The 16,947-nt window shown below is 45.3% G+C and carries 17 protein-coding genes; all 17 read left to right on the top strand.

Annotation, left to right across the window (positions count from 1 at the left end; genetic code table 11):
• Window positions 1–14: 14 nt before the first annotated feature.
• The 17 genes from V1L65_RS20235 to V1L65_RS20155 all read left to right on the top strand — a co-directional run bounded on the left by V1L65_RS20235 (window position 15) and on the right by V1L65_RS20155 (window position 16,890).
• Entirely contained in the window at window positions 15–1,346 is a 1,332-nt protein-coding gene (locus tag V1L65_RS20235; RefSeq protein WP_331701103.1) for an NfeD family protein, read from the top strand.
• A 104-nt stretch (window positions 1,347–1,450) separates the two neighbouring features.
• Window positions 1,451–2,452, top strand: a complete 1,002-nt coding sequence (floA, locus tag V1L65_RS20230; protein WP_331701048.1) for a flotillin-like protein FloA — start codon at window positions 1,451–1,453, stop codon at window positions 2,450–2,452.
• 60 nt (window positions 2,453–2,512) lie between these two features.
• Entirely contained in the window at window positions 2,513–3,043 is a 531-nt protein-coding gene (locus V1L65_RS20225) for a hypothetical protein (RefSeq protein WP_331701047.1), read from the top strand.
• Window positions 3,044–3,435: 392 nt separating this feature from the next.
• Window positions 3,436–3,588, top strand: a complete 153-nt coding sequence (locus tag V1L65_RS20220; RefSeq protein ID WP_331701046.1) for a hypothetical protein — start codon at window positions 3,436–3,438, stop codon at window positions 3,586–3,588.
• Window positions 3,589–4,625: 1,037 nt separating this feature from the next.
• Entirely contained in the window at window positions 4,626–4,904 is a 279-nt protein-coding gene (gene yqfC / locus V1L65_RS20215) for a sporulation protein YqfC (RefSeq protein ID WP_331701102.1), read from the top strand.
• Window positions 4,905–4,937: 33 nt separating this feature from the next.
• The gene (yqfD, locus tag V1L65_RS20210; protein ID WP_331701045.1) at window positions 4,938–6,131 is read left to right on the top strand and encodes a sporulation protein YqfD; all 1,194 of its coding nucleotides are present in this window, start codon (window positions 4,938–4,940) and stop codon (window positions 6,129–6,131) included.
• Window positions 6,132–6,134: 3 nt separating this feature from the next.
• Window positions 6,135–7,109 carry a PhoH family protein gene (locus tag V1L65_RS20205; protein WP_442955707.1) on the top strand — a complete coding sequence of 325 codons (975 nt, stop codon included), beginning with the start codon at window positions 6,135–6,137 and terminating at the stop codon, window positions 7,107–7,109.
• 17 nt (window positions 7,110–7,126) lie between these two features.
• Window positions 7,127–9,373 carry an HD family phosphohydrolase gene (locus tag V1L65_RS20200; RefSeq protein WP_331701044.1) on the top strand — a complete coding sequence of 749 codons (2,247 nt, stop codon included), beginning with the start codon at window positions 7,127–7,129 and terminating at the stop codon, window positions 9,371–9,373.
• Window position 9,374: 1 nt separating this feature from the next.
• Entirely contained in the window at window positions 9,375–9,872 is a 498-nt protein-coding gene (ybeY, locus tag V1L65_RS20195) for an rRNA maturation RNase YbeY (RefSeq protein ID WP_331701043.1), read from the top strand.
• Window positions 9,873–10,235, top strand: a complete 363-nt coding sequence (locus V1L65_RS20190; protein ID WP_331701042.1) for a diacylglycerol kinase family protein — start codon at window positions 9,873–9,875, stop codon at window positions 10,233–10,235. It abuts the gene before it with no gap.
• A 15-nt stretch (window positions 10,236–10,250) separates the two neighbouring features.
• A complete protein-coding gene (locus V1L65_RS20185; protein ID WP_331701041.1) occupies window positions 10,251–10,700 on the top strand; it encodes a cytidine deaminase in 450 nt (149 codons plus the stop codon).
• 2 nt (window positions 10,701–10,702) lie between these two features.
• Window positions 10,703–11,620 carry a GTPase Era gene (gene era / locus V1L65_RS20180; protein ID WP_331701040.1) on the top strand — a complete coding sequence of 306 codons (918 nt, stop codon included), beginning with the start codon at window positions 10,703–10,705 and terminating at the stop codon, window positions 11,618–11,620.
• Between the two features lie 142 nt (window positions 11,621–11,762).
• Window positions 11,763–11,924, top strand: a complete 162-nt coding sequence (locus tag V1L65_RS20175; protein WP_331701039.1) for a YqzL family protein — start codon at window positions 11,763–11,765, stop codon at window positions 11,922–11,924.
• A 47-nt stretch (window positions 11,925–11,971) separates the two neighbouring features.
• The gene (gene recO, locus V1L65_RS20170) at window positions 11,972–12,715 is read left to right on the top strand and encodes a DNA repair protein RecO (RefSeq protein WP_331701038.1); all 744 of its coding nucleotides are present in this window, start codon (window positions 11,972–11,974) and stop codon (window positions 12,713–12,715) included.
• A 349-nt stretch (window positions 12,716–13,064) separates the two neighbouring features.
• Window positions 13,065–13,952 (top strand): glycine--tRNA ligase subunit alpha, encoded by an 888-nt coding sequence (gene glyQ / locus V1L65_RS20165; RefSeq protein ID WP_331701037.1) that lies wholly within the window; start codon window positions 13,065–13,067, stop codon window positions 13,950–13,952.
• Window positions 13,945–16,026, top strand: coding sequence for a glycine--tRNA ligase subunit beta (gene glyS / locus V1L65_RS20160; protein WP_331701036.1), 2,082 nt, complete (start codon window positions 13,945–13,947; stop codon window positions 16,024–16,026). The genes glyQ and glyS overlap by 8 nt, the downstream gene beginning before the upstream one ends.
• A gap of 33 nt (window positions 16,027–16,059) precedes the next feature.
• A complete protein-coding gene (locus V1L65_RS20155; RefSeq protein ID WP_331701100.1) occupies window positions 16,060–16,890 on the top strand; it encodes a pyruvate, water dikinase regulatory protein in 831 nt (276 codons plus the stop codon).
• Window positions 16,891–16,947 lie beyond the last annotated feature (57 nt).

Genomic DNA, 16,947 nt, shown 5'->3' with positions numbered 1-16,947 from the left:
TAGCTATTTTAATAATGTTTGTATTGATGCTTGCAGCCGGTTTACTGCCTTCCTTGGGCAGTGTAGCAGCCGAATCAAAGCCTGCTAAGAGCGGTCCGGCTGTAGTTGTTATTCCCGTTAAGCAATCGATCGAATCCGGACTGCAGTCTTTTTTGGAAAGAGCGTTTGCTGAAGCTAAAGAAGCAAGAGCGGAGCATATTATTCTTGTCGTGAATACGTTGGGCGGAGAAGTAGAAAGCGCAGACAAAATAGGCGATTTGATTCGCTCGAGCACAATTCCGACAACGGCGTTTATTGAGGGGCGGGCAATGTCCGCGGGGACCTATATTGCGCTTAATGCGAATCAGATTGTAATGCAGCCTGCGAGCGTAATTGGTGCGGCAGCGGTTGTGGACGGCTCGGGAAAGATGATTGAAAATGCTAAAGTGAAGTCATTTTGGGTAGAACGTATGGTAGCAGCTGCCGAGCTTAATGGACGCAACAAGGATATCGCTGCCGCTATGGTAGACCCTGATGCCGTTGTCGATTTGACAGAGCAAATCGGCAAAAACAAAACTGCCGGTCAAATTTTATCGCTGACTGCGGAAGACGCACTTAAAGTAGGCTATTCTGAGCAAACATTGGCATCGGTCGATGAGGTAGTGAAATGGCTGCAGCTAGATGGCCGTGACATTATTCAGATTGATCCTACTCCAGCAGAAGTGGCAGCAAGATGGATTGTTAATTCATATGTGAAAACGATTCTGCTTATAGTTGGTATAGCGGGCATTCTTATTGAGCTGCTGCTGCCAGGCTTCGGCGTTCCAGGCATCGTTGGCGGTCTAGCATTTGCATTATATTTCTTTGGGCATTATGTAGCCGGCTTTGCAGGCTTGGAGTCAATTGTACTCTTTGTGCTCGGACTGGCGCTTATTATAATAGAATTATTTGTACCAAGCTTTGGCATACTTGGCATAATCGGAGGTGTATCGCTCATAGCAGGAGTAATATTTGCTGCAAATAACCCGTTGTCAGCGTTTATTTCATTAGTGGTAGCAATCGTTATAGCAATCATTATTGTTGTGCTGATTGCCCGCACGAACAAGGGACGAGGCGTATGGAATAAATTCATTTTGAAAGAAAAGCTGACAACTGAGGAAGGCTATGTATCCGCAGAAGAAAAAACATCGCTTGTTGGCATGAAAGGGAAGGCCATTACAAAGCTGAGACCTGCCGGTACGATTGTCATTGGCGATGACCGTTATGACGTTGTCACATCCGGTGAGTTTATCGATATTGGCAAAGAGGTTGTTGTTACGAAGGCTGAAGGTACGTGGATCATAGTAAAAGAAGTTCCTGCTGATTGATTCGAAAATGAATAAGCCAAGTATAGTAAGGTTATGGTGCAATATAATATAAAGCAATTGAGCAGTTCCATAATGAAAAAATACAAATATGGAGGTAATTATTTATGGATTTGGATCCAACGGTAACGATATTAATTGTAGTAGCGCTTGCGATTATCGTGCTATCAGTATTTTTAAGCTTTTTCCCGATTATGCTATGGGTATCAGCTATCGCTTCAGGAGTTCGCGTGGGAATTATTACATTGGTTGCGATGAGGCTGCGCCGAGTTGTACCAAGCAGAATTGTTAACCCGTTAATTAAAGCAACAAAAGCCGGCCTTGGTCTCAGCATTAACCAGCTGGAAAGCCATTTTCTTGCTGGAGGTAACGTAGACCGTGTCGTTAACGCTCTGATTGCTGCACAACGAGCAAATATTCCGCTTATATTCGAACGTGCTGCTGCGATCGACCTAGCCGGGCGTGATGTGTTGCAGGCGGTTCAAATGAGCGTTAACCCGCGTGTTATTGAAACGCCGATAGTAGCTGCAGTTGCGAAGGATGGTATCGAAGTAAAGGTTAAAGCTCGAGTAACAGTCCGTGCCAACATTGACCGCCTTGTCGGGGGTGCTGGCGAAGAAACAATTATTGCCCGTGTCGGCGAAGGTATCGTAACAACAGTTGGTTCCTCCAACTCGCATAAGGATGTATTGGAAAACCCGGACATGATTTCCCGTACGGTGCTTGGTAAAGGCCTTGATGCTGGTACTGCTTTTGAAATTTTGTCAATCGATATTGCAGACGTAGATGTGGGCAAAAATATCGGAGCTCATCTTCAAACTGAGCAGGCGGAAGCCGACAAGAAGATTGCTCAGGCAAAAGCTGAGGAGCGTCGCGCAATGGCGGTTGCTCAAGAGCAAGAGAATAAGGCTAAGGTTGTTGAGATGGAAGCAAGAGTTGTAGAATCTGAATCTCAGGTTCCGTTAGCAATGGCAGAGGCATTAAAAAGCGGCAAGCTTGGTGTAATGGATTATATGAACCTCAAAAACATCGAAGCAGATACGAAAATGAGAACCTCGCTTGGCGATACCGAGCCTCTATCTGATAATAAAGGAAATCACAAGTCGTAATGAGCGGCACTAAAGTTGATAGTGCCTTCTTGCTTACGCTTGGGATCGGAGGTGAGGCAGTTGGATGAAATAATTGCGTTTCTTGCGAGAAATTTTTACTTTGTATTGATTTTTTTATTTTTCCTGTATTCTACTTTTAGCAAGAACAAGAAGCGGGAACAAAAGCAGCAAAGAATGCCAACCTTCGGCGGAGAGGATGCGGGCAGCGGTCCTCAACGCTCTCCGCGCCCACAGCAGCCTGTCAGGCCTTCTCCGCAGCAGGTGCGCCCTGAGCCTTCCCAGGCGCGCCCGGAGCGTTCAGAAGCGGCAAAGCGGGCGTATCACGGGCAGCAGGACGTATATATGTCCACATCATCAGTTCAGTATGCTGAAGATGAGATAATAAGACGCAGGGCGCAGGATATTCGAGAACGTGCATCGGCAGATGGCGGTATCGGTGTAGCCAGCCTCGAGAATGATTTGACGAAGGCGTCGACGATTTCCTCAAAGCGGCATGAGAAGGCATTGTCGCGTGAGGAGCTGCGCCGAGCGATAGTCTGGTCCGAAATATTGAACCGGCCGCGTTCGGTCAGGTCAAGGCGCCGATATTAATACATGTAGGGATTGAGACAAGGATACATTTCCTTGTCTTTTTTTTTGCGGTAATCCCAATTGCTAATAAGCGATTTTCGATATTTGTGATATCACCCTACTCAACTACAAGAGATGCTCATCTGATAGAGTGCTAATATGCCGGAAATGGAAGAACAATTCCAGCATTCTTGATAAGGACGCTTGTCGGGCCGATCGCTGTCATGTAGCAAAACACCGCGCGCTGGCAGCTGCGCTTGTGAAGCGAATTACTTACTTGTAGCAGAGCTTGCGTGCACATACTTAGCTAATTGGACTTACTCAGAGAATTGCCCTTACTTAGCTAATTGGACTTGCTTAGAGAATTGCACTTCCTCGGGCTGTTGAAAAACCGCAATAATTACTTTGCAACGTTGGCAAATTTGATTTTTGGAACGAGCACTCAAGCACTAAAGCTAAGTGCATTTCCTGTGCTTAGTTTTAAGGAATTTGGCTTTTTTGTGATTCTAAGCGGAAAAACTGCCTTTAGTTTGGCGCAATTCGAAGAATATAGGGCAACTCAATAAAACTAGATGCATGAAATCCATTTAGAATCGTTTATTCGGTGAAAAAAGAGAATCTAGATGCATAAAATGTACTTAGCTACCACGACTGTTTGTCCATTCATCATTGCAAACTTACTAAACAGGAAAAAGTTATAAGATTCTGTACGAAGGTATAAGATCCGATCCGATCTTATACCTTTTCATGTTTTAGCGACAAATTCGCCTTCAAATGGTGGCAAAGCGGTTATTCTTAACAGGCCAGTTTAGATAGTTTTGAGGTGTATTGAAAATTTATAAGAGGTGAGTGACGACTGTTCACCCGGTGCTTCAACGGTGCTTGAATCAGAACTATTTTTTGAATTTAACGATTCGTGGTAGCGTTAGAATACCTAAAATGGACTTTTTAAAAATTTAACGAATCTACAGTGGCTTATTTGCTTAAAAATGCCCTGAAATCGATGTTTGTTCACATATAGCGCACCTAATTTTCGTTACAAATTTAAATCAGCCGATTTTGGTCAAATAGCGAAAGGAGGATTCGTTAGAATCATAATCAACAGAGAACAGCGGGCAATGGTGGTAAATCGTAGAAACCAGCTGGTAACGTCGGTTAATATCGGTAAACATCAGGAGGTAGCAGCAACCGTCAATGGAGTATAAGCTTTAGAAAGTCACCGATGGTGTAGGAGCATTAGAAAGCAGTCGGTGGAGTAGGAGCTTTAGGAAGTCGTCGATGGTGTAGGAGTTTAAGGAAACCGTCAATGGTGTGGAGCGTTAGAAAGCAGTCGGTGGAGTAGGAGCTTTAGGAAGTCGCCGGATGGTGTAGGAGCTTTGGAAAGCAGTCAATGGTGATGGAGCTTTAGGAAGTCGCCGATGGAGTATGAGCTTTAGGTAGCTGTCGATGCTATAGAAGCTTTAGGAGCTACAGCCTCAATTCAGTCCGCAGCCGGTCAGCATATTAGCGTTCCTTTCACATAAAATGAGCAGTTTGAGCATAGTTTGGTATAGTACACCATTGCAAGCAATTGTAAGCAGTGAAGGAGGACGTTAGATTGGCGATGCGTCGTTGGAAAAGAAAATTTCACAAAGCTACGGCAGAGCTGCTGGATATGCCGCATGATGTCGTGTTTGATTTGCCGCGCTTAACAGCAATAGGCGACCGGCAATTATATATTGAAAATCATAAAGGAGTCATTCATTTTTCCGATGAACAGCTCCGCATTGCATTAACGAAGGGGCAGCTGGAGGTGAACGGAAAATCTCTAGTGATTCGGACAATATGGACGGATGAAGTGTTTGTGGAAGGTATTATTACCGGTATTCAATTTATTACGTAAATCATTTGTTGAACTAGAATGGAGGGAAGTAAAGTGAAACAGGACAATGTGAATTGGATGAAAGGACAGGTAACGATTCAAGTCCGCGGCGAAGCGCCGGAGGCTTTTATTAACGAAGCGCTGGCGGGTGGCATTAGACTGATGGGGCTGCGCTGGTCAAAGGACAGGCTGCTTTACTGTGAAGTAAGCTTGTCCGATTTTTTTCGGATTAAGCCTTATTTAAAACGGACAGGCTGTCGCATGAGGGTCAAAGGGAGAAAAGGACTGCCCTTTATGCTGGCGAGAGCTGAAAAAAGAATATGGTTTGCTGGTGGACTAGCCTTGTTTTTTTTGCTGCTGTTCATTTTATCCTCTCTTGTTTGGAAAATCGAGGTCGTCGGCTACGAGCGATTGTCTGAGGAGCAAATTTTGCAGGCTGCAAAAAAGGAAGGCATCCGGTTATTCCAATGGTCATACCGGCTGGATGACATGAATGATATTTCTAAGCGGCTAACTAGCGCGTTGCCTGATACGAACTGGGTAGGTGTGGAAAAGAAAGGCACCAAAATTAAAATTCAGGTTGTCGAACAGACGAAGCCTGAGCAGCTGCCGCTTCAATCTCCACGTCATCTGGTTGCATCCATGGATGCAGTTGTGACACAAATTGTTGCAGAAAACGGCAAGGCGGTTGTAACGAAAAACAGTCGTGTAAAAAAAGGACAAACTTTAATATCCGGGATTATAGGCAATGAAACTAATTCCAAAATCGTGGTGGCAAAAGGAATAGTCAGGGGACTGGCATGGTATGAATACTCAATTGAGACGCCGCTGACGCAGCAGGCGAAAGTATATACCGGCAATAAAAAAACGAGCTGGCATCTCGTTATCGGCAGCAGAATGCTTCAAGTAAGCGGCTTTGGCGGCATGAAATTTGATGCCTCGGAGACGATTACGAAGGAAGAGCAGGTATCGTGGCGCAATATCACGCTGCCATTTGGCCGTTTGAAAAAAACGGTAATGGAAACCGCAACGGAAGAAAGAGAGTTGACGGTAGAAGAAGCAAGGAGCACGGCAATTTTGCAAGCGAAAGCCGATGTTTTGGAAAAGGCCGGATTAGATGCTATTATAGTAGATGAAATTGTTTTGCATGAAAAGACAGACAATGGTAAAGTTTATATGAAAGTTCTTTTTGAGGTCGATCAATCAATTGTAAAAGAATTGCCACTAGTTCATATGCAGGGAGATTGAGAATTGTTGCAGATTGATACAAAGACGGTAAAAATTACACTAGAAAACGCAGCTGAAGGATTGGCTGTATTTGGACCGCAGGACAAGTATTTGAGAATGGTGCAGGAGCAGGTCTCAGTATCCATTGCTTCACGCGAAGCAGAAATTGTTATTACCGGTGAAGGCGCAGAGGTCGACTCGGTCCAGCAGCTGTATACAGTGCTGCTGCAGCTTGTGAGAGGCGGGTATACGCCGTCTGAGAGAGATGTTCTTTATGCGCTCGATCTGGCACGTACGATGCAGGCGGAAGAGCTGCTTGATTTGTTTAGCAAGACGATTACGACAACGTATCGCGGCAAGCCGATTCGCGTTCGTACGATCGGTCAGCGCCACTATATGAAGATGATCCGCAAATGTGATGTTGTATTCGGAATCGGGCCGGCGGGAACAGGTAAAACCTATCTGGCAGTCGTATACGCCGTCGCTGCGCTTAAGGAAGGGCTGGTTAAAAAAATTATTTTAACTAGGCCGGCAGTTGAAGCGGGCGAAAATTTAGGTTTTTTGCCAGGCGATTTGCAGGAAAAGGTAGATCCTTATTTGCGGCCTTTATATGATGCCCTGCACGATGTGCTAGGCGCCGAGCAAACGACAAAGGCGATGGAGCGCGGCTTGATTGAAATTGCTCCGCTTGCTTATATGCGCGGCCGAACGCTCGATGATTCATTTATTATTCTTGACGAGGCGCAAAACACGACGCCAGAGCAGATGAAAATGTTTTTGACGCGTCTTGGCTTCGGTTCTAAAATGGTCATTACTGGAGATGTGACCCAAATTGATTTGCCTAGGGGCAAAAACTCAGGTTTAATTGAAGCAAGAAGAATATTAAACAATATCGAAGAAATCGGCATAGTTCAGTTTACAGAGCAGGATGTCGTTCGTCATTCCCTCGTTCAAAAAATTATCGTAGCATACAATTGGGATGCTGAAAACAAAACCTAGAAAGGAATTGTTGCTGCATGAACCAAGATACAAACAGCAGTAAAACACCCGATAAACGACTTCGCTCTGTTGGCTGGCGGCAAAGCCCTGCTATACGGTGGCTTATTATTCTGCTGTTCATTATTTTGTTTTATTTTAGCCTGGCTCCGCATGTATTGCCGGAAACGTATGATATTACTGAAAATACAAAAAGCGAGAAAGATATAAAGGCTCCCTTCCAAATAAGAGATGATAAAGCAACGAGACAAGCGGAAGAGGAAGCTGCCAGCCGAATCGAAAATCAGTACTCTATTGTTGCTTTGAAAAATGACGCCTTGATTGAGCAAATTTTGTACCGTATTGAGCAGTTGAATATGGACGATCAGGTAACTGTACAAAATAAAATAGATATTTATCGCTCTGAAATTCCAGGCAAGTATGCCTATCACATCGATAACTTTGTTAATAATAACAAAGGCAAGGGTACCTATAATGATACTTTGCTTGAGGAAATGGCAGCGATCACGAAGGATCAGGAATATACGATTCCAGAAGAAACCTTTTACAAAATGCCTAAGCTGACCAGCGAGCAGCTGTCTGAAATGCGAGAGGTTGCACGTGATATTGTGCGTAAACTTACAACCGAGCCGTTGAGGGAAGCTGAGGTTGCCCGTACTCAAGTAGCAGAGCTTGTTAATGCAAGCTCTTTATCCAACCGCGCAGCACGCGAGATCGTACAAGAGCTTGCCAGGTTTGTTATAATGCCTAACAAGTTTTTGGATAAAGAGGCAACTGAAGCTGCTAAGGAGCAAGCTAAGCAAAACACGCCCCCTGTAGTCATTAAGGAAGGCGATATTATTGTAAAAGCCGGCGAAACGATAACGACAGAGCTTTATCAGCTATTGTCCGAATCGAATTTGCTTCAGGATAAGAAGCACTATTGGCCGCAAATCGGTTTATTCCTGCTGTCCGTGATGATGATCGCACTCATCTATGCTTACTTGCACCAATCCGGCAGTATAAACGGCCTTAAGCCTAAGTACAGCAATGCACAATTGCTTATGCTTTGGCTGATCTACTTCGTTTCTATCATTTTGATGCAAATCGTTGCCTTGATACAGACAGAAACAGCGTATTATATTGGTTTCCTGGTGCCAGCCGCACTTGGCACAATGCTCATTACGCTATTGATGGATATGAGTCTGGCGATTATAAGCACATTTGTGTTTACGGTAATAGGCAGTATGGTGCTGAATACGAGCCCGAACCATTTGTTTGATTTTAGAATGGGATTTTTCATTCTCGTTATATCACTGGCAGCTGTTTTTACCATTCACCGCGCAAGCCAGCGTTCTGCGATTTTGAAGGCGGGCATAATGGTGAGCCTGTTCGGCTCCTTCTCTGTGCTGACGATGCTGCTGCTGTCCGAGCAGCTCGATAGAATGCCGTTTATTTATTCGATTTCGTTTGCATTTGCAAGCGGATTGATTACAGCCGTACTTGTTATTGGGTTGATGCCGTTTTTCGAAATTTCATTCGGCATATTATCAGCTCTTAAGCTGGTAGAGCTGTCAAGTCCTAACCATCCGCTGCTGCGCAAGCTGCTTACTGAGACGCCGGGCACCTATCACCATAGTGTGATGGTGGGCAATTTGTCCGAAGCGGCAGCCGAGGCGATCGGAGCAGACGGCTTGCTGTGTCGCGTCGGTTCATTCTACCATGATATCGGGAAGACGCGCAGGCCGAATTATTTTATAGAAAATCAGTCTAATATTGAAAATCCACATGATTCTATCGATCCTAAGCTTAGCAAATCGATTATCGTAGCGCATGCCCGCGATGGAGTCGAAATGCTCAAGGCTCATAATATTCCAAAGCCAATTCGGGATATCGCCGAGCAGCATCATGGGACAACCTCGCTGAAGTTTTTCTATTTCAAAGCAAAAAAACAAGCTGAGGAGCAGGGGCTTGAGGTTGATTTTACAGAGGACGATTATCGTTATCCTGGACCTAAGGCACAGTCAAAGGAAGCAGCGGTGGTGGGCATTTCCGATTGTGTGGAGGCTGCTGTAAGAAGTCTTCATAACCCTACAGTTGAACAGGTTGAAGCGATGATTCACAAAATCATTAAAAGCAGGCTCGACGACAACCAGTTTAATGAATGCGACCTGACGCTTAAAGAGCTGGACAAAATAGCGCAATCGCTGAAGGAAAGCGTAATCGGGATTTTCCACTCACGTATTGAATATCCGGATGATTCCAAGCCGGCGAAGGAGAATGAATAGTATGAAGCTGCAGCTTGATTGGAGTAACGAGCAGCAACTAGTAGAAATTCCGGAGCAGTGGATTGCCCGTCTTGAGCAATTGCTTGAGCTGGCCGCTGCTGCGGAAGGAATTACAGAAGGCGAAGTAACGCTTACCTTTGTAGACAACGAAGAAATTCGCACGCTTAACCGCGATTATCGCGGCATTGATTCCGCGACAGATGTATTATCGTTTGCCATGCAGGATGACGGCGTAGGCGAGCTGGATATTATTTTTGAAGTAGAGAGTGAATCCGAATCCATACCGCTGCTAGGCATGCTGGGAGATATTATTATTTCTGCAGAACGCGCGCTTGAGCAAAGCAAAGAGTATGGCCATTCCTTGGAGCGCGAGCTCGGCTTCCTGTTTGTACATGGTTTCCTGCATTTACTTGGTTATGACCATCAGGATGAAAGCAGTGAACGAATTATGATAGCCAAACAAGAAGCTGTACTGCAGCAAGCAGGTTTACTGAGATAGATGAAGAAATTTTTGAAAAGTGCAGCGCTAGCCTGCTGGGGAATTGGATATGCGGTTCGTTCAGAGCGCCATATGAAATTTCATCTGATTGCTGCCTTGCTTGCTTGCGGCTTAGCGGTCGCCGCCAAGCTGTCACCTTTGGAATGGATCGTTTTGATTATGATGATTTCGCTTGTAATAGGAGCTGAGCTTATTAATACAGCGATCGAGCATGCTGTTGATTTGGCCAGCCCGGACAAGCATCCTTTTGCCAAAATTGCGAAGGACGTCGCTGCAGGAGCAGTGCTGTTCTTCGCTTTTGCGGCTATTATAACAGGTGTAATTTTATTCGGGCCTTTTTTCTGGTCACTGGTAAAAGGGTAGGGAGTGAAGCTTACTATGAGTAAAGACGAGCAACTGTCCGCTGGCGGGAAATTAGAAATGGAGCTGATTGCAGCAGCCAAAGAGGTTATGCAGAAAGCTTATGTTCCTTATTCAGGCTTTCGTGTCGGCGCTGCTCTGCTGGATCAAAACGGCCATATTCATAGCGGCTGCAACGTAGAAAATGCAGCATACGGCCCTACCAATTGCGCAGAGCGAACAGCATTGTTCCGTGCGATTGCCGATGGTCTGAAGCCAGGCCAGTTTACGGCTATTGCGGTTATTGGCGATACTGATATGCCGATCACGCCTTGCGGCGTATGCAGACAGGTGCTTATCGAGCTGTGCCCGCCAAGCATGCCGGTCATAATGAGCAACCTGAAGGGCGATATTGCCCGCGCAGCTGTTGCAGAGCTGCTGCCGGGAGCATTTACTAATGCTGATTTACACAAGGAGGATCATAGCTAGCAATGAAACAATCAACGACGAATAATAAAGATAGTTACCGCTCTGGCTTTGTAGCCATTATCGGGCGGCCCAATGTAGGCAAATCAACGCTGATGAATCATTTGATCGGTCAAAAAATCGCAATTATGTCCGATAAACCGCAAACGACGCGCAACAAAATTCATGGTGTTTACACAACTGAAAATACACAAATCGTTTTTTTGGATACACCTGGCATACATAAGCCACAATCAAAGCTTGGCAATTATATGATGAAAACAGCGGAAAGCGCGCTGAAGGAAGTCGAAGCAGCCTTGTTTCTGATTGATGTTTCCGAAGGGCTTGGCGGCGGCGACCGTTATATTATCGAGCAGCTTAAAAAAACGAAAACACCTGTATTTTTAGTCATGAACAAAATCGACAAAGTCGAGCCGGAAGCATTGCTTCCCATTATTGCGCAGTATAATGAGCTCTACCCGTTTGCAGAAATTGTTCCAGTGTCGGCTTTGCACGGCAACAATATAAACACATTGATTGAGCAGCTGACCAAATATATGCCGCCGGGCCCGCAATATTATCCTGCGGATCAAATTACAGATCATCCTGAGCAATTTGTGTGCGCGGAACTGATAAGAGAAAAAATATTGCATTTGACACGAGAAGAAGTGCCGCATTCCATTGCTGTTGCTATAGAGGATATGCGGGTGCAGGATAATGGCGTAGTCTATATCGGCGCTATCATCTTTGTAGAACGAGATTCCCAGAAAGGAATCATAATCGGAAAACGAGGCGAGCTGCTTAAGCAGGTCGGACAGAAGGCGCGGCATGATATTGAAGCATTGCTGGGTTCAAAAATCTTCTTGGAGCTGTGGGTAAAGGTGAAAAAGGATTGGCGCAATCAAGAAAGAGTGCTGAAGGATCTAGGCTTTAAGCATGAATAAATGAATGAATAATGTCATGCTGCTGTTAATTGCAATTCCTGTACATGAATTGTCGATATTTGCTAAGGATACGAAAGGGCAAATCGTCACATCCTATAATCGTCACAGCTATCATTTCCGAGTGCGAAAGGGATGAATACGAATGCGGAATTTTTCGTGGATGTATTTTACATTGACAGGAGATGTCGAGTCTTTCATGTTATATAAGGAGATGGAACAACGATTAACAGTTGGTGAAGCGGTTGAATCAAGCGAAGCGGCAGATGAGTTGGGACTAATAGGTATCGAGGATCATACTTCGTAGCATCTGCTGAATAAGGGCTTGAGTCGGTGACATGGGGGAGCCGTCTTATGTTGTATCGGGTTGAAGGCATCGTAATTCGCAGTATGGATTATGGGGAAAGCAATAAAATTGTAACGCTGTTAACGAAGTCGCAGGGGAAAGTAGGCGTGTTAATAAGAGGCGCGAAGAAGATGCGGAGCAGACATTCTTCTCTTGCGCAACTATTTACTTACGGCGAGTTCTCTTACTTTAGAACGAAAGGGCTTGGCACGCTCAATCATGGTGAGATTATACAATCTCACCATGATTTGCGTGAGGATTTGGATCTGTCTGCCCACGCTGCTTACGCAGTTGAGCTGACGGATCGAACGCTGCAGGAGGATGAGCCGGGCATCTATTATTTTGAACAGTTGAATGCTTATTTGGAAGCCTTGTCCGATAAGAAAGACACAGCAATTGTGACACAGCTTTACGAAATGCGAGTATTGGATTTTGCAGGCTATGCTCCGCAATTGGAATATTGCGTGCAATGCGGACAGGAAGCTGCAGTCTATAAGCTTTCCGTGCAGTTTGGCGGAGCGCTTTGCCCGCGCTGTCAGCATAATGACCGATTTGCAGTAACTTTGAGCGAAGGAGCGCAAAAGCTGCTCAAATTGTATCGGCTTATGGATTTGCGAAGACTGGGCAATATTCAAGTAAGAGAGGAAACGAAGCAAGAACTAAAAAAAGCAATGCGTGCTCTGCTCGATGCACAGCTTGGACTCCAGCTTAAATCCAGAGCCTTTCTGGAGCAATTGGACAAATTGAATTGACAGGCTAACAGTTCATGTATACAATATGCTAATAGATATATTGAACGATGATGGAGATAGTAGTTGTTTATGACGTATTTAGCGAGTCAGGGATGGTGCAAGCCTGGCAGCGTCAATGCAATGAAATGGCACTCCGGAGTTCTTGAACGTGAAAGTGGGCTGATTCGTTGCTTGCCATTGGTAAGCAATTGATTGCCAAGTAGGGTGGAACCGCGGGAGTTACTCTCGTCCCTATGCCGGGTTGTAGGCGTAGAGACGGGGGTTTTTTATGTTTTCTGCATGACCCCGCTCAATGTCCGGCCAATCCTTGTATTAGCAAATATAGAGTAGAAGGTAAGGAGATGACGGAATGAATTTTCAAGGTATGATATTAACGCTGCAGCAATTTTGGGCAGAGCAAAACTGTATTCTTGTTCAGCCGTATGATGTTGAGAAAGGCGCAGGCACAATGAATCCGATGACATTTCTGCGCTCGATCGGACCTGAGCCGTGGAATGTTGCTTATGTAGAACCGTCACGCCGTCCAGCGGATGGGCGCTATGGCGAAAATCCTAATCGTTTATATCAGCATCATCAATTTCAGGTCATTTTAAAGCCTTCGCCTGACAATATTCAAGAGCTGTATTTGGAAAGCCTTAAGCGTCTTGGCATAGATGCAAACGATCATGATATACGTTTTGTTGAGGATAACTGGGAGTCTCCGACGCTTGGGGCGTGGGGCTTAGGCTGGGAGGTTTGGCTGGATGGCATGGAAATTACCCAGTTTACTTACTTCCAGCAGGTTGGCGGTATTGATGCCAATCCTGTAGCCGTTGAAATTACATACGGCATGGAGCGCCTTGCATCTTATATTCAAGGGAAAGAAAATGTATATGACCTGGAGTGGGTAGATGGCGTTACGTACGGCGATGTGTTTCTGCAGCCGGAATTTGAGCATTCCAAATATACCTTTGAAACGTCGGATACGGCGATGCTTTTCTCGCTATTTTCAATGTATGAGGAAGAAGCTAGAAAAACAATGGAGCATGGCTTAGTATTTCCTGCATATGATTATGTGCTTAAATGCTCGCATACATTCAACCTGCTTGATGCGCGCGGTGCAATCAGCGTAACAGAGCGCACAGGCTATATCACGAGAGTCCGCAATTTGGCGCGCAGCTGCGCGGCGACTTATTTGGCAGAGCGTGAACGGCTCGGCTTCCCATTGCTTAAAGAAGGAGTGGAGCAAAATGACTAAAGATTTATTGCTGGAAATTGGACTTGAGGAAGTGCCGGCAAGATTTGTGCGCGGCGCGGTTAATCAATTGAAAGATAAAATGGTGAAGTGGCTGGAGGAACATCGTATTGCACACGGTGAAGTGGAGATTTTTGCAACACCGCGCAGACTTGCTATTCTAGTTCATGAAACGGCTCTTAAGCAAGCGGATATCGATGAGGAGGCTAAAGGGCCGTCTCGTAAAATTGCCCAGGATGAAGCAGGCAATTGGAGCAAGGCTGCACTTGGCTTTGCCAGAAGTCAGGGCGTTGAACCAGACGCTTTATATTTTCAGGAGCTTGCGGGTGTTGAATATGTATACGCCAGAATAAGCAGCGTCGGTGTAGATACGTTGCAGCTGCTGCCTGAAGGCTTGCCGGCGCTTATTACTTCGATGTCATTTCCTAAAAATATGCGTTGGGGCAGCTATGATCTTAAATTTATTCGTCCTATTCGCTGGCTGGTAGCAATGCTTGGCTCCGATGTTATTCCATTCGATATTACAGGCGTTGCCACAGGCAATGTATCTCGAGGCCATCGCTTCCTGGGCAAGGATGCAGTTATTAATGAGCCTGTTAATTATTTGGAAGCGCTGCGCGAGCAGTTTGTTATTGCTGATATTGCCGAGCGTGAAAAATTAATTGTCGATCAAATTGAAAGCCTAATGAAGGAAAAAAATTGGTCGATAATAATTAAAGAGGATCTCCTTGAGGAAGTATTGTTTCTAGTTGAATATCCGAATGTGCTGTTCGGCGGATTTGACGAGGCATTTTTGAGCATACCTAATGAAGTGCTCATTACATCCATGAGAGAGCATCAAAGATATTTCCCGGTATTCGATCAACAGGGACAGCTGTTGCCTAATTTTGTGACGGTTCGCAATGGCGATAAGCAATCGATTGATCTTGTTGCCAGAGGAAATGAAAAGGTATTGCGCGCAAGATTGTCCGACGCCAAGTTTTTCTATGAAGAGGATCATAAGCTGACGATTGAGCATGCACTATCCAAGCTGGAAAATATCGTATATCATGAAGAGCTGGGCACGATTGCAGAGAAGGTAAGACGAGTTACAGAGGTAGCGAAGTCGATTAGCGAGCAGCTTGGCTGCGATGCCGAAACAACTGCTCATGTTGTGAGAGCTGCTCAAATTTGCAAATTCGATCTTGTATCACAGATGGTATACGAATTCCCTGAACTGCAAGGAATCATGGGGGAGGATTATGCAACTAAGCTAGGGGAGCATCCATCGGTAGCAAAGGCTGTCAATGAACATTATATGCCTAGATTTTCTGGCGATCAGGTGCCGTCAGAGCTGACAGGAGCGATCGTGAGCCTGGCAGATAAAATGGACACGATAGTGGGCTGTTTCTCCATAGGCATCGTTCCGACTGGCTCGCAGGATCCTTATGCCCTGCGCCGTCAGGCAGCAGGCATCGTTCAAATTATGCTATCATACAATTTGAACCTGCAGCTAAGCGAGCTGTACTCGATTGCTTTGAAGGAGCATGTAAAGCGCGGAATGAAGCGCACACAGGAGGAAATACGCAAGGATCTGCAAGATTTTCTTGCGCTGCGCATTAAAAACTGGCTGTCAGAGCATGGAGCGCGTTATGACGTCATTGACGCTGTAATGGCGGTCGGTTTCGATGATCTGCGTCGTATCACAAAGCGCGCCGCAGCTGTATTCAGCCAACTTTCGGGCGATCAGCGTTCAGAATTCAAGCTAATCGTTGAAGCGTTCAATCGCGTCGTTAATCTCGCATCCAAAGCAGAAAGCGATGCAATCGATCCTTCCCTGTTTGTAGAAGTGACAGAAAATGAGCTATATAAAGCATGGCAGGAAGCAAGACCGGGCTTTGTTGCAGCTATTGAAAATACAGATATGGAGTTGGCGCTGAAGCAGCTTTCTTCCTTAAAGCCTGCCATTTCCAATTATTTTGAAAATGTAATGGTCATGGCTGAAGATGCGGCAATCCGCCGCAATCGTTTGGCAACGCTGTTTGCAATCGGTCAAGATATTAAAAAGCTTGCCGACTTCTCCAAGCTAGTTTGGTAAAAACAAACTTTAATCGTCAGGAGTTGATGGGTGATGCCTAAAAGTGATGCTGAAGTTATCATTTATGTCGTCTCGGATGCCGCTGGTGATACAGGAGAATTAGTTGTGAGAGCGGCTATTGCGCAGTTTCATCCTATCCAAGCGGATATACGGAGAGCACCCTTTGTCACTGATGAAAATGCGCTGAGGCGCATTATTGAGCAGGCTAAGCAAATGAATGCAATCGTGCTGTATACGCTGGTAAGAAGTGATTTGCGTGATTGCTTAAGAAGGCTCTCGGAGCAGGAGCATGTTCAGGCAATTGATTTGCTCGGCGCGTTCATCGAGACGCTTGAGGTCAGAACGGGCCGCAAATCGAGGCAGGAGCCTGGCCTCAACCATGTTTTGGACGAAGATTATTTCCGCAAGGTGGAAGCTGTTGAATTTGCCGTTAAATATGATGATGCCAGAGATACATCAGGCGTTGTAAAAGCTGATATTGTGCTTGTTGGAGTGTCGAGAACTTCAAAGACGCCATTATCGATGTATCTTGCTCATCAAAAGTATAAGGTGGCCAACGTTCCTTTAGTGCCCGAGCTCAAAATACCAAAGCAGTTGTATGAAATTCCCCGCTCCAAAATTATCGGTCTGACGATTGATCAAAATTATTTGAATGTCATTCGCAAGGAACGGCTTAAAGCATTGGGCTTGCCTAATACAGCCTCCTATGCAACCGCGAATCGCATTCAGCAGGAGCTGCAATATGCTGCAGATATTATGAAAGAGCTGGATTGTGTCGTCATAGATGTGTCTCATCGAGCCGTTGAGGAAACAGCGAGTCTTATTATGGAGTATATACGTCGCCTGACATATAATAACAGCTAGATATAATGAGCTGTTTGCAGGATTTTTGCATTGTGTTCACGTATATATAATGTAGCA

It is taken from the genome of Paenibacillus sp. IITD108 (assembly GCF_036541265.1).
In the GTDB taxonomy this organism is placed as follows: domain Bacteria; phylum Bacillota; class Bacilli; order Paenibacillales; family Paenibacillaceae; genus Pristimantibacillus.
The sequence above is the reverse complement of the archived record's forward strand: the minus strand, read 5'-3'. Positions and strand labels throughout refer to the sequence as shown.